The sequence below is a fragment of the Streptomyces sp. NPDC102278 genome (assembly GCF_044766345.1).
GTDB lineage: Bacteria > Actinomycetota > Actinomycetes > Streptomycetales > Streptomycetaceae > Streptomyces.
The window spans coordinates 427,471-447,249 of the sequence record NZ_JBIWLV010000003.1; the positions used below are offsets into that span (position 1 = coordinate 427,471).

General features: G+C 73.7%; 20 protein-coding genes and 1 pseudogene. 10 read left to right on the forward strand and 11 right to left on the reverse strand.

The annotated features are described in order from the left end of the window. Positions 1–38: 38 nt before the first annotated feature. From ACIRO3_RS10980 to ACIRO3_RS10990, 3 genes and pseudogenes are all read left to right on the forward strand, one after another. On the forward strand, positions 39–920 hold the full coding sequence (locus ACIRO3_RS10980) for an AraC family transcriptional regulator (RefSeq protein WP_404134847.1): 882 nt from the start codon (positions 39–41) through the stop codon (positions 918–920). A 176-nt stretch (positions 921–1,096) separates the two neighbouring features. Next, positions 1,097–1,354 (forward strand): hypothetical protein, encoded by a 258-nt coding sequence (locus ACIRO3_RS10985; RefSeq protein ID WP_404134850.1) that lies wholly within the window; start codon positions 1,097–1,099, stop codon positions 1,352–1,354. Positions 1,355–1,513: 159 nt separating this feature from the next. Then, a pseudogene (locus ACIRO3_RS10990) lies at positions 1,514–2,008 on the forward strand (esterase-like activity of phytase family protein); the annotation flags it as partial. 4 nt (positions 2,009–2,012) lie between these two features. Here the strand turns inward: ACIRO3_RS10990 and ACIRO3_RS10995 are convergent. The 3 genes from ACIRO3_RS10995 to ACIRO3_RS11005 all read right to left on the reverse strand — a co-directional run bounded on the left by ACIRO3_RS10995 (position 2,013) and on the right by ACIRO3_RS11005 (position 5,222). After that, positions 2,013–3,359 carry a carboxyl transferase domain-containing protein gene (locus tag ACIRO3_RS10995; RefSeq protein WP_404134853.1) on the reverse strand — a complete coding sequence of 449 codons (1,347 nt, stop codon included), beginning with the start codon at positions 3,357–3,359 and terminating at the stop codon, positions 2,013–2,015. A gap of 172 nt (positions 3,360–3,531) precedes the next feature. Continuing rightward, positions 3,532–4,398 (reverse strand): AraC family transcriptional regulator, encoded by an 867-nt coding sequence (locus ACIRO3_RS11000; RefSeq protein ID WP_361780208.1) that lies wholly within the window; start codon positions 4,396–4,398, stop codon positions 3,532–3,534. A 152-nt stretch (positions 4,399–4,550) separates the two neighbouring features. Beyond that, positions 4,551–5,222: a LysE family transporter gene (locus tag ACIRO3_RS11005; RefSeq protein ID WP_404134856.1), complete on the reverse strand. Its 672-nt coding sequence runs from the start codon at positions 5,220–5,222 to the stop codon at positions 4,551–4,553. 70 nt (positions 5,223–5,292) lie between these two features. Between ACIRO3_RS11005 and ACIRO3_RS11010 the strand changes: the two genes are divergently transcribed. Beyond that, positions 5,293–5,730, forward strand: a complete 438-nt coding sequence (locus ACIRO3_RS11010) for an Lrp/AsnC family transcriptional regulator (RefSeq protein WP_365999230.1) — start codon at positions 5,293–5,295, stop codon at positions 5,728–5,730. 38 nt (positions 5,731–5,768) lie between these two features. Here the strand turns inward: ACIRO3_RS11010 and ACIRO3_RS11015 are convergent, their stop codons facing one another. Further along, positions 5,769–7,343 carry a GAF domain-containing protein gene (locus ACIRO3_RS11015; protein ID WP_361780198.1) on the reverse strand — a complete coding sequence of 525 codons (1,575 nt, stop codon included), beginning with the start codon at positions 7,341–7,343 and terminating at the stop codon, positions 5,769–5,771. Beyond that, on the reverse strand, positions 7,340–8,377 hold the full coding sequence (locus ACIRO3_RS11020) for a rod shape-determining protein (protein ID WP_361780195.1): 1,038 nt from the start codon (positions 8,375–8,377) through the stop codon (positions 7,340–7,342). The genes ACIRO3_RS11015 and ACIRO3_RS11020 overlap by 4 nt, the downstream gene beginning before the upstream one ends. A 221-nt stretch (positions 8,378–8,598) precedes the next feature. On the opposite strand from ACIRO3_RS11020, the gene ACIRO3_RS11025 reads away from it, so the two are divergent. After that, entirely contained in the window at positions 8,599–9,300 is a 702-nt protein-coding gene (locus tag ACIRO3_RS11025; protein WP_366148107.1) for a triacylglycerol lipase, read from the forward strand. Positions 9,301–9,357: 57 nt separating this feature from the next. Here ACIRO3_RS11025 and ACIRO3_RS11030 read toward each other — a convergent pair whose 3' ends face one another. Next, positions 9,358–9,942 (reverse strand): hypothetical protein, encoded by a 585-nt coding sequence (locus tag ACIRO3_RS11030; protein ID WP_404134860.1) that lies wholly within the window; start codon positions 9,940–9,942, stop codon positions 9,358–9,360. Positions 9,943–10,020: 78 nt separating this feature from the next. Between ACIRO3_RS11030 and ACIRO3_RS11035 the strand changes: the two genes are divergently transcribed. Continuing rightward, complete coding sequence (locus tag ACIRO3_RS11035) at positions 10,021–10,968, forward strand: hypothetical protein (RefSeq protein ID WP_404134863.1); 948 nt, start codon at positions 10,021–10,023, stop codon at positions 10,966–10,968. An 18-nt stretch (positions 10,969–10,986) separates the two neighbouring features. Here the strand turns inward: ACIRO3_RS11035 and ACIRO3_RS11040 are convergent, their stop codons facing one another. Then, the gene (locus ACIRO3_RS11040; protein WP_267797901.1) at positions 10,987–11,409 is read right to left on the reverse strand and encodes a MarR family winged helix-turn-helix transcriptional regulator; all 423 of its coding nucleotides are present in this window, start codon (positions 11,407–11,409) and stop codon (positions 10,987–10,989) included. A gap of 110 nt (positions 11,410–11,519) precedes the next feature. Between ACIRO3_RS11040 and ACIRO3_RS11045 the strand changes: the two genes are divergently transcribed. From ACIRO3_RS11045 to ACIRO3_RS11055, 3 genes are all read left to right on the forward strand, one after another. Beyond that, on the forward strand, positions 11,520–12,542 hold the full coding sequence (locus ACIRO3_RS11045) for an NADP-dependent oxidoreductase (protein ID WP_365999159.1): 1,023 nt from the start codon (positions 11,520–11,522) through the stop codon (positions 12,540–12,542). A 64-nt stretch (positions 12,543–12,606) separates the two neighbouring features. Continuing rightward, positions 12,607–13,029 carry an organic hydroperoxide resistance protein gene (locus ACIRO3_RS11050; protein WP_053677825.1) on the forward strand — a complete coding sequence of 141 codons (423 nt, stop codon included), beginning with the start codon at positions 12,607–12,609 and terminating at the stop codon, positions 13,027–13,029. A 67-nt stretch (positions 13,030–13,096) separates the two neighbouring features. After that, entirely contained in the window at positions 13,097–13,942 is an 846-nt protein-coding gene (locus ACIRO3_RS11055) for an EI24 domain-containing protein (RefSeq protein ID WP_404134867.1), read from the forward strand. Positions 13,943–14,006: 64 nt separating this feature from the next. Here the strand turns inward: ACIRO3_RS11055 and ACIRO3_RS11060 are convergent, their stop codons facing one another. From ACIRO3_RS11060 to ACIRO3_RS11070, 3 genes are all read right to left on the reverse strand, one after another. Continuing rightward, the gene (locus tag ACIRO3_RS11060) at positions 14,007–14,645 is read right to left on the reverse strand and encodes a CatB-related O-acetyltransferase (protein WP_366148104.1); all 639 of its coding nucleotides are present in this window, start codon (positions 14,643–14,645) and stop codon (positions 14,007–14,009) included. Beyond that, on the reverse strand, positions 14,642–15,355 hold the full coding sequence (locus ACIRO3_RS11065; protein ID WP_404134870.1) for a carbon-nitrogen hydrolase family protein: 714 nt from the start codon (positions 15,353–15,355) through the stop codon (positions 14,642–14,644). The genes ACIRO3_RS11060 and ACIRO3_RS11065 overlap by 4 nt, the downstream gene beginning before the upstream one ends. 65 nt (positions 15,356–15,420) lie before the next feature. After that, positions 15,421–16,002, reverse strand: a complete 582-nt coding sequence (locus ACIRO3_RS11070) for a TetR/AcrR family transcriptional regulator (protein ID WP_365999155.1) — start codon at positions 16,000–16,002, stop codon at positions 15,421–15,423. A 182-nt stretch (positions 16,003–16,184) separates the two neighbouring features. Between ACIRO3_RS11070 and ACIRO3_RS11075 the strand changes: the two genes are divergently transcribed. Further along, entirely contained in the window at positions 16,185–18,641 is a 2,457-nt protein-coding gene (locus ACIRO3_RS11075; protein WP_404134875.1) for a beta-glucosidase, read from the forward strand. A 78-nt stretch (positions 18,642–18,719) separates the two neighbouring features. Here the strand turns inward: ACIRO3_RS11075 and ACIRO3_RS11080 are convergent, their stop codons facing one another. Continuing rightward, positions 18,720–19,616: an SGNH/GDSL hydrolase family protein gene (locus ACIRO3_RS11080; protein ID WP_404134878.1), complete on the reverse strand. Its 897-nt coding sequence runs from the start codon at positions 19,614–19,616 to the stop codon at positions 18,720–18,722. Between the last annotated feature and the right edge of the window lie 163 nt (positions 19,617–19,779).

Sequence of the window (19,779 nt, forward strand, 5' to 3'; positions counted from 1 at the left end):
TGCTCCTCGCGGACGGGCCGGTCTTGTACGTTCCTGACATGGCCGCGATACGTCCGCGCAGCACCGTCACCGCCTGGCAGCCGCAGGTCGAGGGGATCGCCGAGGTCTTCCACGCCCGGTTCACCGAGCACGCCTACCCGGCCCATGTCCACGACACCTGGACCCTGATGATCCTGGACGGCGGGCGGGTGGACTTCGCGCTCGACCGCGCACGGCACGGCGCCGGGGTCGGCGACTGCGTCATCCTGCTGCCGCCCGCGGTGGCGCACGACGGGCGGACCGTCACCGAGATCGGCTTCCGCAAACGGGTGTTGTACGTGGACACCTCCGTGCTGCCGCAAGCGCTCACCGGGGCGGCCGTGGACTCCCCGCTGCTGCGGGACCCGGCGCTGCGGGCGCGGGTGCACGGACTGCACCTGGCGCTGGGGGAGCCGGACCCCTTCGAGGCGCAGTCCCGACTGGCCTTCGTGGGCGAGCGGTTGCGCGCCCGGCTCGTCGGACACGGCGCGAGCCCGCGCGAGGAGCCGGGCGGGGCGGGGGTCGCCGCGCGGCTGCGCGAGCTGCTCGACGCGCGGATCCAGGAGGGGATCACCCTGGAGGAGGCCTCCGCCGTCCTGGGGCACGTCCATCCCACCGCGCTGATCCGCGGCTTCCGGAAGGCGTACGGGCTGCCGCCGCACCGCTACCTGACGGGGCGGCGGGTGGAGCGCGCGCGCGGGCTGCTGCTCGCGGGCATGCCGGCGGCGGACGTGGCGACCGCGGCCGGTTTCCACGACCAGGCGCACCTGACCAGGCACTTCCGGCGGCACGTGGGGACCAGCCCGGTGCGGTTCGCCCGGTCCGGGCCGGCCGGCGGTACCGGGCCCGGCGTCGGACCCGCCGGTTCCGGCGTCGGACCCGCCGGTTCCGGCCGGATGTGAAGGGAAGTTGGCGGGTTCGTCGCCATCGTGTTGCCGGGGCCTCCCCTTCCTTTCGATTCGGCATAGGGCAGTTCGGCAGTCCACTCCGCGCGGCTTCGCCCACCCCGCAGCTCCGCCCACCCCCGCCGCTTCGCCCTGCCGCTTCGCCCCCGCCCGGTTCGGGAGGAAGGCCTCCCATGCGCCTTCGCACGCTCGTCACCACCGCGGTCGCCACCGCCGCGCTCTGCGCGGTGCTCGTCCCGCCCGCCGTCGCGACCACCCCGGCCGCCCGGGAGCGGGCGGCCTGCTCGCCCCGCATGTCCGTCGCGGGCTACTCGGACGCGCTCGACAAGACCACCGTCGACGGGAGGTTGGTCGGTGGTCTGTCCGGACTCTCGCTCGACAAGTACGGCAGGATCGCCGCGATCTCCGACAAGTCGGGGCTTACACGCTGAAGGTCGGGCGCGGGAACACCCCGACGGCCACCGCCACCGCACGGCTGCCGCTCACCGACGGCGCCGGAAAGGTTCTGGACTAGGAGGGCGTCGTCGTCGACCGCGACGGCAGCTACCCGGTCACAGACGAGTTCGCCCCCGCGATCCGGCGCCCCGGTCGGGACGGCCGGCCCGCAACGGATCCAGACCTGGGAGCGCGGCCGGAACGGGCGGTTCGTCCTGGGCCGGCAGTACGCGTACCCCGTGGACGCCGGACACGGGCTCGTGGAACTCGCGCCGACCCGAGACGGCCGCCTGATCGTGCTGGAGCGGGGCTTCACCCAGCAGTTCGCGATCACCGTACGGCTGTACGTGGCCGACCCGCTCGGGGCGACGGACACCTCGAAGGTGGACACCCTGGGGGCCGGGCCGGGGCTGCGGGTCGCGCGCAAGACCCTCCTCGGCGACTTCGACGACTGCCCGACGCTCGGGGCCCCCTCGAAGCTGCCGCAGAACCATCCCCTCGTGGACAACATCGAGGGAATGGTGGTGAGCGACCACGACGGGTTCGGGCGACTGCGACTGTTGCTGGTCAGCGACGACGACGAACTGCCCCAGCAGGTCACCCGGTTGTACGCGGTCGACGTGCGGTTGCCCGCACGCACCCGGCGCTGATCCCTCAGGGTCGCGCCGCGACCACGCCGCGCGCCACCCCCAGGGCCACCAGGTCCTGGGGGCGGACGCGGAGCTGGTCCGCGGTGGCCGGGGCCTGGTCGGCGGGACGCTTGAGGATGGCCGCCGCCAACTCCGGCGCGATCACCGAGAAGTAGCTGTCGGGGGTGACCCAGGTGTTCCCCGGCGCGGCCAGGGCGAGAGCCCCGCCCGAGCCGCCCTCGCCGATCAGCAGGGTGGTCACCGGCACCGCGGCCCCGGCCACCGCCGCGAACGTGTCCGCGATGGCCGCGCCTGCGCCCGCGTGTTCGGCGGCGGCGTCGTTGGCCGCGCCGGGGGTGTCCACCAGGGTCAGCACGGGGATCCCGAGCCGGTCCGCGAGGCGGATGACCCGGGCGGCCGTCCGGTAGCCCGCCGGGCGGGTGGCGGTGCCGCACTGGGCGGCGTACGCGACGGCCCGCCCCTCCCGCAGTCCGAACCCGCACAGCATCCCGGGATCCGTGCCGCCGGCCCGGTCCCCCGACAGGGGCAGGCGCAGCGCGAAGTACGCGTCGAGGTACGCCCGGGCGCGGGGCCGGTCCGGGTGCCGGGCCTGGCCGACCGCCTCCCAGCCGGTCGCGGGCGGCGACGCGTCCGCCAGCGCGGCCGGGGGCTCCACCGGCTCCGTCGACCGGGGCGCGGCCAGCAGACGCAGCCAGTCCGTCACGGTGGCGGGCAGCGACGCCGCGGGCACCACGGCGTCCACGTGCCCGGCCGCGTACTGCCCCTCGGCGGTGTAGGCCGCCGGGTCCGCGTCGGCCGGCCGTACCCGGGAGCCGGCGAAGCCGACCTGTGCCCCGGGAAGCGCGAGCACCACGTCGGCGCCCGCCCCCAGGGTCGCCCAACCGCCGCCCGTGGTCGGGTCCCGCAGGACCGCGATCTGCGGAAGTCCGGCGGCGCGGGTCAGCACGGACTGCCCGGCCACCCGCTGGAGTTGGGTCAGGGCGAGCATCCCCTCCTGCATCCGGGAACCACCGGTGGCGATCAGGGACACCAAGGGGAGCCGGTGCGTGCGAGCGTGGCTGTACGCGGCTTCGAGCCGGTCTCCGGTGCGCTCGCCCAGGGACCCCCCGAGGAAGCCGAACTCGAAGGAGATCAGGGTCGCCTCGTGCCCGCCGATGCGGACGGTCCCGGTGACGACGGACTCCCGTTCGCCGGTCCGCAGCTCGGCGCGGGCGCGGGAGTCGTCGTACCCGCTCCACGCCAGGGGGCCGTCGGCCGGCGACTCCCGCGGCGGAACGGGGAGTTCGACGAAACTGCCGGGGTCGGCGAGGGAGGCGATGGCCGCGCGGGCCGAGAGGCGGGTCGTGGTCACGGGCTCACCCTAGAGGGTGGGGAAGATCCCCGCCGGGCCGGACCGGGCGATCTCCGCCGGGCCGGCCCGGACCGGATCAGTCCCTGAGCGGCCCGGCCTTGAGCGGCCCGGCTTTGAGCGGCCCGGCCTTGAGCGGCCCGGCCTTGAGGGGCCCGGCCTTGGCCGGCCCCGGTCAGGAGCCGGAGCGTTCCACCGGGATCCACAGCTCGGCGTCCGCCCGCTCCCCGTCCGGCGACAGCCGCACGCGCAGGATCTCCGGTCCCGGCCTGCTCCGGTACGGGTTCGACGGGAACCACTGCGTGAACACGTCCCGCCACAGGTACTGGAGCGCGTGCGGGAACGGGCCGGAGTTCTCGAAGACGGCCCACGTACCCGCCGGCACGTCCAGGGCGTCCAGGTCCGGCGGCACCTCGCCGCCGGTCACCACCCCGTGGTAGTAGTCGAGTTCGGTGCCCTCGGCCCGGCTCGGGTCGAGCTGGTCGCTCACCGCGACGATCCCCGCCGGCTCCTGGTCGGACAGCTCCGCGACCCGTCGCAGCGTCCGCGGGTCGATGCCGCGGATGAACGCGGCGATGGCCGGGTTCGCCCCCTCGTGGACGAGGGGCACGCGGGCCTTGAGGCCGGCCACCCGGAACTCCGTCTTCTCCGTGATCCTGTACCGCATGCTGCTGCTCCCTTCGACGATGAGGCGGAAGGACATCCGGGGCTGGGAACTCAGCGTCGCGCCCGTCCGACGGGCTTCACCCGGGCCGACGCCGTGCACGGCGCGGAACGCGCGCGCGAAGGCCTCGCCCGACCCGTAGCCGTGGCGCGTGGCCACGTCCAGCAGGGTCCGTTCGCCGGCCAGTACCTCGGCACCCGCCAGGGTCAGCCGTCTGCGGCGCACGTACTCCGAGAGCGGCATGCCGGCCAGCGCGGAGAACATGCGCCGGAAGTGGTACTCCGACGTCACCGCCACGCGCGCCAGTTCGGCCATGTCGATCGGCTGGTCGAGGTGCGACTCGATGTGTTCCATGGCCTGGTTCAGGCGCTCCAGCATTCCCGGACTCCTTCCCTTACGAGGACTCACGCTAGGGCGGGGCCATCCTGTCGCACCCGACATCCTGTGCCCGTCCCGGTCTGCCCGCCCCGCCCGGACCGCGCCCCCGGACCGCCCGCCCGCCCGGGCCGCCCGCCCGGATCGAGGTCGGCTCAGGTCCGGGGGAGGGGGAAGGCGATCCTCAGCGCGTAGGCGGCGACGAGACCGTGACCGAGGCGGAAGGTCCAGACGCGGACGGCGGGGGAGACCCGGGCCCCGGCGAACGAGCCGAGGGCGACGAGGAACTGCTGCCAGAGGAGGGAGGCGAGGGCGACGCCCGCGAGGAAGGCCGCCCCGGTCGGGCCGGTGCGCAGACCGCCGCCCTGGGCGGTGGTGAGGGCCGCGAAGTAGAGCGCGGTCGTGGGGTTCACGGCGGTGAGGGCGACATACCGGCCGAAGGTCCTGGCCGGCCGGGAGGGCCCCGCCCCGCCCACCGACGGGACCGGTGCGGCGGGTGCGGCGGCAGCCGTGGGCGCCGTGGATCCCGCGGGCGCGGCCGTCGCGGAGCGCAGCCCCCGCGCGGCGATGACCAGCAGGATCAGAGCCGACGCCAGGCGCACCCAGGCCTCGACGGGCTGGACGTGGGAGGCGACCCAGGGCCCCAGGGCGGTGGCGAGCGCCGCGTAGCCGAGGTCCACCGCCGCGATGCCCGTCGCCGCGGCGACGGCCGCACGGCGGCGCCGCATCGCCTCCTGGAGCAGCAGCACGCTCATCGCGCCCATCGGCATCGCCACGCCCAGGCCCGCCACCGCCCCCGCCACCGCGGGGCCCGTCAGTTCGCTCATGCCCGTGAGGGTGCGTCGGGTGGCCCCGCGCACGGCGGCGGACATCGGCCCGCGCTGCGACAATCGCGGCATGGACCGTCTCGACAGGGAGATCCTCGGCATCCTGCAGCAGGATGCGCGGATCTCGTACCGCGATCTCGGCGTCCGCGTCGGACTCAGCGCCAACGCCACCGCCGACCGCGTGCGCCGGATGCGCCGGGACGGGGTGATCCTCGGATTCACCGTCGTCGTCGACCCGGCGGCCGACACCCGGGGCGGGCTCGTCGTCTTCATCGACCTCACGCTGCGCCAGGACGTCACCAACGAGGAGTTCGAGCAGCGGGTCGCCAGGCTGCCCGGCATCACCGAGGTCGTGCACGTCACCGGGGAGTACGACTACCTCGTACGGGCCCGGGCCGCCGACGCGACGGCACTCGACACGCTGTTGCGCCGCCTCAAGCGGGAGACCGGGGTGGCCCAGTCCAGCACCCGCATCGCCCTGCGCGCCGCGAACACGCCGGCGAGCTGAAACGACGGAACACGTTCGGCGAGCTGAAACGACGGAACCTAGAGCGGGGACTCCCACGTCAGCGTCGTGCCCCGGGCGCCGGTCTCCGTGCGGCCGTCGTCCGAGACCGTCAGCCTGACCCGGTTCGAGGCGGCGTCCACCCCGACCCGGATGGAGGTGACCTCGGCCCGGCGGTGGGCCGCGGCCAGCGCCCCGCGCAGGGTGGACAGCAGGTCTCCGGCCACCGGTTCCGTGAGCAGGGCGTCCACGGCGCCCTCGAAGTGCACGGACGGTTGGAAGCCCAGCAGCACCGCCGCGCCGCCCGTCTCGCGCAGTACCCGGCCGCGGAAGGTGGTCGGGGCGTCGGTGGGCGGTTGCTGGAGGGCGAAGATGGCCGTGCGGACCTCCTGGATCGTGGAGTCCAGTTCGTCGACCGCCCGGCCGAGTTCGTCGCCGACGGTGTCCCCGGCGGGGGCGGCCGCCGAGCGCTTCTTGGTGCTCTCCAGCATCATCTCCGTCGCGAACAGCCGCTGGACCACCAGGTCGTGCAGGTCCCGCGCGATCCGGTCGCGGTCCTCGTACACGGCCAACTGCTCCCGGTCGTGCTGCGCGTCCGCCAGTACGAGCGCCAGCGCGGCCTGGGAGGCGAACTGCGAGGCCAGCAGCCGGTCCACCGCGTCGTACGGCCGTCCGTCCCGCTCCCGGGGCAGGGCCAGCGTGCCGATCAGCCGGCCGCCGCTCTGCAACGGGAGCATCATGCTGGGGCCGAACCGCACCCGCACGTGCGTGGTCATCCGCGGATCCGTCGCCGAGTCCTCTATGAAGACCGGTTCACCGCTCAGGAGTTGCTCCAGGACCGCCGAGCCGGGGGCGATGGCGGTGCCGATCATGTCGCCGGCGTCGCCGGGCGTGGAGGCCGCCACGATCTCCATGCCGCCCTCGGGGGTCGGCTGGAGCACCACGCCGGCCGCCGCGTCCGCGAGCAGGCGGGCCCGTTCGGCCACGCACATCAGCGCGTCCGCCGCCGGACGGCCCGCCAGCAGGGCCGTGGTCACGGCGGCGGCGCCCTCGATCCAGCGTTCCCGGCGGCGCGCGGTCTCGTACAACCGGGCGTTGCCGATCGCTATCCCCGCCTGCGAGGCCAGGACGCGCAGCAGCGCCAGGTCCTCGTCCGTGAACGGGCCGCCGCCGTGCTTCTCGGTGAGGTACAGGTTGCCGAAGACCTCGGTGTGCACCCGGATGGGCACCCCGAGGAAGCTGCGCATGGGCGGGTGGCCGGGCGGGAAGCCCACCGAGCGGGGGTCGCGGGTGAGGTCGTCCAGCGCCAGGGGCCGGGCGTCGCCGATCAGCACTCCGAGCACCCCGGAACGGCCGTCGGGCAGCCGGGGGATCGCGGCCCGTTCGGCCTCGGTCAGTCCGGCGGTGAACAGCTCGGTCAGCCGGGCGCGCTCGGGGTCGACGACCCCGAGCGCCCCGTAGCGGGCGCCGCACAGTGCGGCGGCCGACTCCACGATGTGCTGGAGGGTGGTGCGCAGCTCCAGTTCGGAGCCGACCGACAGCACCGCCTCCAGCAGGGCGGGCAGGGCGGACCGTTCGGCCGCGTCGGCCGCGGTCTCCTTCGGATCCAGCGTCATCCGGCCAGCGGGTTGAGAACCATGGGGGCGATCTTTCCTTCGAGCATCGCGCCGAGACCCAGTACGGCGCACACGTCCGGCCGTTCCGCGATGGCGACGGGCATCCCGGTCGCGTCCCGCAGCATCTGGTCCAGGCCCGGCAGCAGGGCGCTGCCTCCCACCATCATGATCCCCCGGTCCGTCAGGTCCGCGACCAGGTCCGGCGGGCAGTCCCGCAGGACCTTGCCGATCCCGTCGAGCACGGCGGTCAGCGGGGTGAAGATCGCGTCGCGGACCGCGGCGGTGTCCACCTGTACCGAGCGGGCGAGCCCGGTGGCCACGTCGCGGCCGTGGATGAGGGTGGAGGCCGGGCCGTCGGGGGTGATGCCGTTGCCGTGCAGGGCCAGCTGGAGCGGCCGGACGGCCTGACTGGGCAGCATCAGCTCGTGCGCGTGCCGCAGGTGCTGGACGATGGCGTGGTCGATGGCCTCGCCGCCGACGGGGATCCGTTCGGCCGTGACGATCGAGCCGAGGGAGAGGACGGCCACCTGCGTGGCCGCCGCCCCGCACACCATGATCATCGTCGCGGTCGGCTGCTCCACGGGCAGGCCGCAGCCGACGGCTGCCGCGATCAGGGTGTCGACGAGTTCGACACGCCGGGCACCGAGCCCGACGAGCGTCTCCACGGTGGCCCGCTGGGCCAGGGGGTCGGCGTCGTGCGGAGTGCAGGCGGCGGCCCGCAGCCGGGGCTTGCGGCGCAGCGCGCGCCGCAGCTTCTCGCCGAGGAGGTGACGCAGCATCCGCTGGGCCATCTCGATGTCGACGACGGTGCCGCCGGAGACGGGGCGCACGACCCGGATGTAGTCGGGCGTGCGGCCGGTCATCCGTTCGGCGAAGGTGCCCACGGCGATGAGTGCACCGGTCCGGGTGTTCACCGCGGCGCAGCTGGGCTCGTCGACGACGAGGCCGGCGCCCTTCACGTACACGCGGGTCCTGGCCGCCCCCAGGTCGACGGCGACGTGGCAGCGGCGCAACTGCTCAAGGCTGACGGTCACGGCGGATCCTCCCGAGTGCGCTGACGCAAGGAGACCGGCGGGTGCCGGTCGCATTCCATATCTTCTCGGGTAAATGGGGTATACCGCCCGTTGGAATGCTCCGGGTGGGGTGTGCCTGATGGGCCGAGAGGTGCTGCACGGGGGTGGATTTCTGTACCGACAGGCAGCACGATGCGCGCACCGTCCGCGCTACTCGCGCGTAACAAGGTAAGGGGGACCCGATGCTGACGCCCCGCCAGAGATTCCTGGCGCTCCTGACGCTCTGCCTGGCCCTGCTCGCACCCTTCCCGGCCCAGGCCGCCGACCGGGCCGCCCCCCGGCAGGCCCCCACCCGGAATCCGGTGGTCCTGGTGCACGGTTACAACGCCGACCCCGGCGTCTGGGGCTCGCTGCGGGAGGACCTGCGCGCCGACGGGTACGCCGACGCGGAGCTGTATTCCTGGGGGTACGACACCCACCAGTCCGTCAACGAGGTCCTCTCCGGCAGGCTCGGCGCGTACGTCGAGCAGGTCCGCCGGGAGACCGGCGCCGCCCGCGTGGACATCGTGGCGCACTCCTTCGGATCCCTCGTCAGCCGTTGGTACGTCACGTACGGCGGCGGCGGCGCGACCGTGGACCACCTGGTCTCGCTGGCCGGCCCCAACCACGGCACCTCCATCGCCTGGGGCTGCGCCCTGTGGGACCAGGCGTGCCGGGACATGACGCCCGGTTCGTACGTCGTCAAGAACCTGGCCGCCGGCGACGAGACACCGGGGGCGGTCGGCTACGCCACCTTCTGGTCGAACTGCGACGAGGTCGTCAACCCCGACAACAGCGTCCCGCTGACCGGGGCCGCCAACACCCCCGTCGGCTGCCTGGGGCACAACGACCTGCTCGGCGACGACGCCACCTCGGCGGGCGTCCGGGCCTTCCTGCGCTCCTGACCCCGGCCTTCCTGCGCTCCTGACCCCGGCCGTCCCGCGCTCCTGACCGCGCCCCGGTCAGCTCCCGCCGGGCCGGACCTCCTGGAGCAGTCCGTACGTGAACTCCGCGACGTACGGCGCCCCCGACGCGGCGAACGCGAGCCGCCACCGCGTCGGGGCGGTTCCCTCCATCGGCCGAACCGGGGCGAACGCCCGCGCCACCTCGTCCACCGTCGCGGACCAGGGCAGCAGGTCCGCCGCCGTCTCCAGGACGGGCGCCGGCGCGCCCGGGGCCCGAATCAGCCACTCGTTCCACACCGCCCCATCGGGCGCGGCCAGCACCTCGAAGCGCAGGTCGGGCCAGAGCGGCACCGGCCACAGCAGGGCCTCGCACTCCAGGTCGCCGATCCTGCGGCGCCCGGTGGACTCCGCCGGGCCCAGCACCGACCGGTAGCGGGCCAGCGCCCCGCGCGAACGCGGCGACCTGACCATGGCCTGCCAGCGCCTGTTCGCCTCCCGCTGCTCGGCGAGCGAGGCGCCGAGGCGCAGCCGGGCCTCCTCGGCGAGGTCCGGCCGGAAGTCGGCCATCCTGCGCAGCAGTACCAGTTGGAAACCGGCCGCGCCGAAGGGGGCCGGGGCGCTCGGACCGTGGTTCAGCGTCATGGAGTCAACGATTCCACACAGAATCCTTACGTTCCCGGGACCCGGATGTGCTCCCTCGCCGCATAACCTGCGGGCGCCATGAACTTCTGCCACGCCTGCCGGAGACACCTCAATGGCGCACTGGCGTGCGCCGGGTGCGGAACCCCGGCCGAATACCTGACCCCCGCGGCCCCGACCGCCCCCGCCGCCCCGGCCGGGTACGACCCGCAGGTCGCCCCGCCGCAGCCCGGGTACACCGGGTACGCCGATTCCGGCCACCCGGAGCCGGGACACGCGCCGCAGTACGAGCAGCCGCAGTACGCGCAGCCGGGGTACGGGCAGCCGGGGTACGCCGAGCCCGGGTATCCGGCGTCCGAGTACGCGGCGTCCGAGTACGTCGACCACGCGGCGCCCGGGTACGTCGAGCCCGGGTATCCCGAGCCGGTCCGGGAGCGGCCCGAGGCCTCCGACGTGTACGTCGACTCGCTCGTCACCCTGTCCGGCCCGCCCGACGGCCGGTCCGCCGCACGGCGCCGCACCGCGAACCGCAGGAGCCGGACCGTCCTCGCCGTCGGGCTCGGGCTGGCGCTGGCCACCGGCGGGTCCGTGGCACTGGCCCGGATGGTGACGGACGAGGAACGCACCGACCGGGCGACCGAGGTCGTGCTGACCGACGACGCGGGACCGCAACAGCCGGTCCCGGCGCCCGCCCTGCCGAGCACGGACGCGCCCTCGGCGCCGTCGAAGGGCACCGGAGGCACGAAGGCCTCCGTGATCGCCACCAGGACGGCCGGGTCCACCGCCTCGCCGAGCGGTTCCGCGGAGCCGGGGCCCGAGGTGAGCGCGTCCGCTTCCCGGGAGTCGTCGCCGTCACCGTCCCGCACCGGCGGCCCGGGGCCGGGGCCGTCCGCGAAGCCCTCGACCTCGGGGCAGCCTTCGCCGAGCACGTCGTCCGGGACCGCGCAGCCGAAGCCCACGGCGACCCCGAAGCCCACCCCCACGCCGACGCCCACCAAGAGCGAGTGCTGGATCTGGTTCCTCTGCTGAGGGGCGGGGAGCCGGGCCTCAGCCCAGCATCCTCCTGAGCAGGTCCCGCAGGGCCGTCCGCTCGGCCGTGGACAGGCCGGCCAGCGGCTCGCGCGCGAAGTCCAGCGACTCGCGCAGCCGGTCCGCGGTCTGAAGGCCCTTCTCGGTGGCGGCGGCCAGCTTCACGCGGCGGTCGGCCGGGTCCGGGCGCCGCTCCACCAGGCCGCGGCTCTCCAACCGGTCCACGATGCCGGTGACGTTCGACGGCTCGCACTTCAGCTTCTGCGCGATCTTGCGCATGGCCGTCGGCTCCAGGGAGAGCAGGTTCAGCACTCTGGCCTGGGCTCCTGTGAGCTGGTGGCTGGCTGCCGCGTGCTCGTATTCCTGGTGGTAGCGGGCCACGACGTCGCCGATGAGCTCGACGACCTCAAGGGTCAGTGGGTCTGCGCGACGACTGGGCATGGATCCAGCGTACCCATTTACTTGACAACATGAAATATCCAGGAGCATGGTTGTTTCAGGTTGTGAAGCATTTCTTCCGTTCTCTTCACCCCGAGCGTCTGGAGCCCACCATGTCCGAGATCCCCGCCGTGAGCCGCGAGTGGCACCTCGTCCGCCGCCCGCAGGGCTGGCCCGTCGCCGAGGACTTCGCCCTGCGCGAGGTCCCCGTGAACGCGCAACCCTCGGCCGGCCGGATCCTGGTGCGCAACCTCCACATGTCCGTCGACCCGTACATGCGCGGCCGGATGAACGACGTGAAGTCCTACGTACCGCCCTTCCAGCTCGACAAGCCGATGGACGGCGGCGCGGTCGGCGAGGTCGTCGCCTCCGCCGACGAGCGCTTCGCGGTCGGTGACCACGTCCTGCACGGCCTGGGCTGGCGCGAGTACGCCGACCTGGACGCCAAGCACGCCACCAAGGTCGACGGCTCGCTCGCCCCGCTCTCCACCTACCTCGGCGTGCTCGGCATGCCGGGCCTGACCGCCTACGCCGGCCTCTTCGAGGTCGCCTCCTTCAAGGAGGGCGACGCCGTCTTCGTCTCCGGCGCGGCCGGCGCGGTCGGCAGCCTGGTCGGCCAGTTCGCGAAGATCAAGGGCGCGTCCCGGGTGATCGGCTCGGCCGGCTCGGACGAGAAGGTGACCCTCCTCACGGAGAAGTACGGCTTCGACGCCGCCTTCAACTACAAGAACGGCCCCGTCGCCGAGCAGCTGAAGGAAGCCGCCCCCGAGGGCATCGACGTCTACTTCGACAACGTCGGCGGAGACCACCTGGAAGCCGCGATCTCCTCCCTCAAGGTGCACGGCCGCGCCACCCTCTGCGGCGCCATCGCCCAGTACAACGACACCGAGCCCGCCCCCGGCCCGCGCAACCTCGTGCAGGTCATCGGCAAGCGCCTGCGCCTGCAGGGCGTGCTGGTCGGCGACCACGCCGACATCCAGGAGCAGTTCGTCCAGGACGTCGCCGGCTGGCTGCGCTCGGGCGAGCTGCGCTACGACGAGACCGTCCAGGAGGGCGTGGAGAACGCGACCGAGGCCTTCCTCGGAATGCTGCGCGGCGAGAACACCGGAAAGATGATCGTTTCTTTCACCGGTTAGGCTCACTGCACACCGTCGTGATCGTGGGCGCGAGTCACGGCGATTACCAGGAGGATCTTCTTACATGTCCATCCAGCAGTCCGATGTCGCGTACACCGCTGTCGCCACCGCCGAGAACGGCCGTGACGGCCGCGTCGCCACCAACGACGGCAAGCTCGACGTCGTGGTGAACCCGCCGAAGGAGCTCGGTGGCAGCGGCGCCGGCACCAACCCGGAGCAGCTGTTCGCCGCCGGCTACAGCGCCTGCTTCCAGGGCGCCCTGGGTGTCGTCGCCAAGAACGAGAACGCCGACATCTCCGGTTCGACCGTCACCGCCGAGGTCGGCATCGGCAAGAACGACGACGGCTTCGGCCTGATCGTCAAGATCTCGGCGTCGATCCCGAACGTGGACGCCGCCACCGCCAAGGACCTCATCGAGAAGGCCCACCAGGTCTGCCCGTACTCCAAGGCGACCCGCGGCAACATCACGGTCGAGCTGGCCGTCTGATCCGCACCCCGCACGTCGCGAAGGCCGCGCCCTCAAGGGGGCGCGGCCTTCGCCGTAAACTGCGCGCATGAGTGCTTTCGCGGGGGGATTGCGGTACCTGCTCGCCGGACAGCGGTGGGTCTTCGGCCACGGACGGTGGTTCGGCGTCGGCCTGCTGCCGGGACTGGTGGCGCTGGTGCTGTACGCGGGCGCCCTCATCGGGCTGGGATACGGGGCCGACGACCTCGCCGGTTGGCTGACCCCCTTCGCCGACGACTGGGGTTCGCCCTGGCTGAGCCTGTTCCGGGGTTTCCTGACCGCGCTGGTCTTCAGCCTCGGACTCTTCCTCGCGGTGATCACCTTCACCGCCGTGACCCTGCTGGTCGGCCAGCCCTTCTACGAGTCCCTGTCCGAGCAGGTCGACCGGGCCGAGGGCGGCGAGGTCCCCGAGTCGGGCCGCACCCTGTGGCAGGACCTGTGGATCTCCGCCCGTGACAGCGTCCGGCTGCTGGGCCGGGTGGTGCTGTACGGGATCCTGCTGTTCGCCCTCGGGTTCATCCCGGTGATCGGGCAGACCGTGGTCCCGGCGATCGGCTTCTGCGTCTCCGGCTACTTCCTCACCCAGGAACTCACCTCGGTCGCCCTCCAGCGCCGTCGCGTCGACCTCGACGAGCAACTGGTCCTGCTGCGGGGCCGGCGCGCGATGGCGCTCGGCTTCGGCGTGCCGCTGGTGCTGGCGTTCCTCGTCCCGCTGGTGGCCGTGTTCCTGATGCCGGGCGCCGTGGCCGGGGCGACCCTGATGGCCCGCGACCTGGTGGGCGCGGACACCGGCCCAGAGGGCCCCGAGGGGGGAACCGGCACCGACGAACCCGCCCAGGGTCCTGCGGCGCCGCAGGCCACCGGCTTCGGCCCGCCGCCGCCCGCCTACTCCTAGGCCGTCTCTTTCGGATCTTGCCGGGGCCGACAAGATCCGAGAGAGACGACCCAGGCCGGGCGAATCAGGGGGCGGCCGCCTCCAGCGCGTCCACACTGCCCGACATCACGGTCCGCACGTGCCGGGTGAGGTGTTCGACCGGCCAGTCCCACCAGGCGATCGCGAGGAGCCGGGCGACGTCCGCCGCCTCGTACCGGGAGCGGATCAACCGGGCCGGATTGCCGCCGACGATGCCGTAGTCCGCGACGTCGTCCACCACGACCGCGCCGGAGGCGATCACGGCTCCGTGGCCGATCCGCACTCCCGGCATCACCATGGCGCCGTGTCCGAACCAGACGTCGTTGCCCACCACGGTGTCCCCGCGCCCGGGCAGGTCTGTGATCAGGTCGAAGTGCTCGGCCCAGTCGCCGCCCATGATGGGGAACGGGAACGTCGAGGGCCCGTCCATCCGGTGGTTGGCGCCGTTCATGATGAAGCGCACCCCGGTGCCCAGCGCGCAGAACCTCCCGATGACCAGTCGCTCCGGCCCGTAGTGGTAGAGCACGTTGCGCGTCTCGAACGCCGTCGCGTCGTCCGGGTCGTCGTAGTAGGAGTAGTCGCCCACCTCGATCAGCGGGGACGTCACCAGCGGCCGGAGCAACACCACGCGCGGCTGTCCCGCCACGGGGTGGAGCACCGACGGATCGGGCGGAACGGGGCTCACGCCGGCACCTCCGCCGTCACCACGCCCTGCGTGTGGTCGTCCGCCTCGACCAGCGCCGAACCGTCCGGGGCCCAGACGGCCGCCCCGCCGCAGCCGGTCCACGGGCCGGCCGGCCCGACGTGGTTGGCGAGGACCACGTACAGGCCGTGCTCCTTGGCGATCCCCGGGTAGACGGTGGTCCGCTCCGCGACCCCGGCGCCCGTCCCGTAGAGGGAACTCGCCAGGTGGACCGAGCAGCCGTCGGCCGCGCCCCGGCCGGGCAGGTCGGGGAAGTGGTTGTCGAAGCAGACGCCCAGGCAGAAGCGGACCCCGCCGAGTTCGAAGCGCCCGTCGACGGAACCGGGCGCGAAGGCGTCCCCCTCGTGCTCGAACAGGTGCTGCTTGGCGTACGTCGTCACGTGCGCGCCGTCGGCGTCGTGGATCAGGGTCGCGATGGCCGGCAGCGGTCCGTCGGTGCGCAGGGCGGCGTTGACCGCGGTGGCGATCCCGACGGAGCGCAAGGGGTCCAGTCTCGGATCGTCGGGGCCCGTCAGCCACAGGCCGGGGTCGGCGGTCAGCGCCTCGATCTCGTAGCCGGTCAGGGCCAGTTCGGGCAGGACGACGAGTGCGGCGCCCTGGTCGCGGGCCGCGGCCGCGAGGGCGGCGGCCTTCGCGGAGTTGGCCTCGACATCGGCCGGGACGCAGGTCATCTGGGCTGCGGCTATCCTCATGCGCTCAGCATGCCGGCCCGGCCGCCGTCCCGTCCGGCGGGGCCGTGCGGGTCGCCGGGGGGCCGCTAGGGGGTCGCGGAGGTCCCCCGAAGCAGCGTCAGGAACGAGCGGAACGCGGCCGGCATGTCCACCGACTCGGGGGAGAGCAGCCACTGGTACTGGAGGCCGTCCATCACCGCCGTGAGCAGGGGCGCCGCCTGCTCGGGGGTGAGGCCCGAGGGCAGCCGGTCCCCGAACTCGGCCCGCAGCACCGCGGCCATCTCGCCCCGGACCTGCGCGTACCGCTCGGTGAAGAACCGCCGGGCCGGGTGCCCGTCGGTGACGCTCTCGCCCAGCAGCGCCGAGAAGGTCTGCACGATGCCCGGCCGCATCGCGTTGTAGTCCACCAGCGAGGCCAGCAGGTCCAGCCGCCAGGTGTCGGCGGAGGCGCGCGAGCCGCCGCCGGTGTCCCAGCGGTCGCGTTCCTCCAGCACCGCGACGAGCAACGCCTCCTTGGTGGGGAAGTGGTGCAGCAGCCCCTGTTGGGTCAGACCCACCCGTTCCGCCACGGCGCCGAGCGACGCCCCCCGGTAGCCGCGTTCGGCGATCACCTCGACCGCCGCGCGGACGATGTCGCCGCGCCGCTCCTCGCTCCTCGCCCTGACCATGGCCCGGCACTCCCTCCGACGCGCACCCCTGCTCGCAGGACCGTACGCGATCCACGCCCGACAAGCCGAGATCACGAAAGAATAACGAACCCTACCGCCCACCAGGTATCGGGTCCACGATGGGCACGCACCGCACCGCACCGCGCACCCGCACGCACCGCACTCGATGAGGAGGCTCGGCCGTGACCGATGCCGAACAGGTCCGCCACGACACCGCGGAAGCCGCACGGGACAAGCTGGATCTCGACACCAAGGCCCGGCTCCTCGCCGGCCAGGACATGTGGTCGCTGCCCGCCCTCCCGGAGATCGGCCTGGGCTCCCTGGTCATGTCCGACGGCCCCATCGGGGTGCGCGGCGTGCGCTGGACCGCCGACGACCCCTCCATCGCCCTGCCGTCCCCGACCGCGCTCGCCGCCGCCTGGGACCCCGCCCTCGCCCGCCGCGCCGGCCGGCTCCTGGCCCAGGAAGCGCGCCGCAAGGGCGTCCACGTCCTCCTCGCCCCCACCGTCAACCTGCACCGATCCCCGCTCGGCGGCCGGCACTTCGAGTGCTACTCCGAGGACCCGTACCTCACCGGCACCATCGGCACCGGCTACGTCCAGGGCGTCCAGGACGGCGGCGTCGGCACCACCGTGAAGCACTTCGTCGGCAACGACGCCGAGACCGAGCGCTTCACCGTCGACTGCGTGATCGCGCCCCGTCCGCTGCGCGAGCTGTACCTGGCCCCCTTCGAGGCCATCGTCACCAACGCCCACCCCTGGGGCATCATGACCTCCTACAACCGGGTCAACGGCACCTCGATGACCGAGAACCGGTACCTGGTCAACGAGGTCCTGCGCGCCGAATGGGGCTTCGACGGCTACAACGTCTCCGACTGGATGGCCGCCCGCTCCACCACCGGCGACATCCTCGGCGGCCTCGACGTGGCCATGCCCGGCCCGCAGACCGTCTACGGCCCCGCCCTCGCCGAGGCCGTCCGCGCCGGTGAGGTACCCGAGTCCGCCGTCGACGACGCCGTGCGCAACGTCCTGCGGCTCGCCGCCCGCGTCGGCCTCCTGGAGGGCGCCCCGGCCGTCGTCACCGCCCCCCCGGCCGCGATCGACGGACCGGCCCTGGCCCGCGAGATCGCTGCCCGCGGCATCGTCCTCGTCCGCAACGAGAGCGTCTCCGGCGGGCGGCGCGCGCTGCCCCTCGACACCGGCGCCGGCCGCACCGTGGCCCTCCTCGGCGCCGCCGCCCGCGACGCCCGGGTCCTCGGCGGCGGCTCCGCCACCGTCTTCCCCGAGCGGATCGTCTCCCCGCTGGACGGCCTCGCCGCGGCCCTGCCCGAGGGGACGCTCACCTTCTGCGTCGGCGCCGACCCCAGCGAGGAACTCGTCCCCGCCGACAAGGGCTTCGACCTGCGGGCCGTCTGCCGCGACGCCTCCGGGGCGGTCCTGGGCGAAGGCGGCCTGCCCACCGGGCAGGTCCAGTGGATCGGCGACGACCTGCCCGAGGGCGCCACGTACGAGACGATGGCGAGCATCGAGGTCACCGGCACCTTCCTGCCGCGCGAGAGCGGCGAGCACGCCTTCGGCACCCGCGGCCTCGGCGCCTTCGCCCTCGCCGTCGACGGCCGCACCCTGTGGGACGGCGTCCAGGAGATGGGCGACGAGGCCGACCCCTTCGAGGCCTTCTTCGGAGCCCCCAGCGAGCGCGCCCGCGTCCCGCTGACGGAGGGGGAGCCCGTCGAGGTGTCGCTGACCTTCCAGGTCCCCGACACGACGCGTCTGCCGCTGCGGGCCATCATGTTCTCCCTGCTCCACCTCGGCCCCCGGCGCGACCCGGACGAGCTCATCGCCGAGGCCGTCGCGGCCGCGCGGGCCGCCGACACCGCCGTGGTGGTCGTCGCCACCACCGAGCGCGTGGAGTCGGAGGGGTTCGACCGCACCGACCTGACCCTGCCCGGCCGGCAGAACGACCTGGTCGCGGCCGTCGCCGCCGCCAACCCGAACACCGTGGTCGTGGTCAACGCCGGTTCCCCCGTGGAACTGCCCTGGCGCGCGGACGTCGCGGCCGTGCTCCTGACCTGGTTCCCCGGGCAGGAGGGCGGCGCCGCGCTGGCCGACGTGCTCCTCGGGGAGGTGGAGCCCGGCGGCCGGCTGCCCACCACCTGGCCCGCCGCGTTCGCCGACGCGCCCGTCACCGAGGTGACCCCGACCGACGGCAGGCTGGAGTACCGCGAGGGGCTCCTCATCGGCTACCGGGCGTACGAGGCCCGGGGCGTGGTCCCCGGCTACCCGTTCGGCCACGGCCTCGGCTACACGGACTGGACGTACGAGTCCCTGGAGGTCAGCGGCGCCACCGCCCGGGTCCGCCTCGCCAACACCGGCACCCGGACCGGCCGCGAGGTCGTCCAGGTCTACCTCGCCCCGCTCGCCGACCCCGTCGAGCGCCCCGCGAGCTGGCTGGCCGGCTTCGCCTCCGTCGAGGCGGGCCCCGGCGAGAGCGTCGAGGTCGAGATCGAGCTGCCCGACCGGGCCTTCGAGATCTGGGACAAGGACACGCGCGACTGGCGGCGGATCGGCGGCGGTTACGAGGTCCGCGCGAGCCATGCCCACGGCGACACCCGGCTGACGGCGACCCTCGACATCGGGTGACCCGACGCATGGCCGGAAAACACCCATGAACCGGACCGGGGGAGGGCCCTGACGCCCACCCCCGGTCCGTACCAACCGTCAACGTGGCGGCTCTGCCGCCGTCACCTGTCGGTGCGCGAGTTCGGCCAGCCGAGCCTGCCCGTTCTTCCCCGGATGGAAGAAGTCCCAGCGACTCAACTGCTTCGCCGAGAACGGGTACTGGAACACCGCGCCCCCGTCGTAGCGGCAGAGGGAGTCCTTCGCGCAGACCTCGCGCAGTACCTCGTTGTACTCGACCACCCGCGCCCGCACCTCCTCCCGCCGCGAGGTCGCCCCCGTCGCCAGGGAGAGCGGATCGGCCAGCATCGACTGGCAGATCCCCAGCTTCCAGATCTGGCGCACCATCGGCAGGTCCTTGCCCTGCTCCCACAGCCGCTGGAGGTCCGGCACGGAGGAGACGTACACCTGCGAGGTCGGGGACGCCGCCCGCAGACCGGCCAGCGCCCTCTCGAAACCGGCCCGGAAGTCGGCCACCGAGGTCATCGACGAAGTCAGCGGCCGGCAGGCGTCGTTGGAGCCCACCATGACCGTGACCAGGTCGGGCTTGTGCGCGGCCGCCGACGCCAGCTGCCCCGGCAGGTCCGCCATGCGCGAGCCGGTCACCGCGTGGTTCCAACTGCGCGCGGGCGCCTCGGCGGCCCCGATCAGGCGGGTGGCGAGGGAGTCCACCTCGGGGTCGTCGCCGGTGGCCCAGGAGACCTCCGGGCAGTCCGCCAGCACCGAACAGGCGTCGAAGCCGCGCGTGATGGAGTCGCCCACGGCGGCGATCGAGGCCGGCGCGGTGTTCCAACGGGGACGGGCCTGCGCCCCCCGCTCGCCCTCGGACGCCGGCTCGCCACCGTCACACCCCGTGACCACCCCGGCCAGCACGGCGACCGCCGCGACCGCGCCCGTCAGCTTCCGACGCGCGCGGCGGCGTGGAGCGGTGGTGCCCATCGGGTGGTCCCTCCTTCGACGCACCGGGTCCTTCCGGGGCGTCCTGCTGAGTGAATGCTCTGTGTTCGCGGGGTTTGGAGCGACCGTACGTCACACCGGGGCCCCCCGCGCACGGTAGCTTTTTCCCGTGGCGTTTCGGCCGCACGTCCCACGACGCAATGTC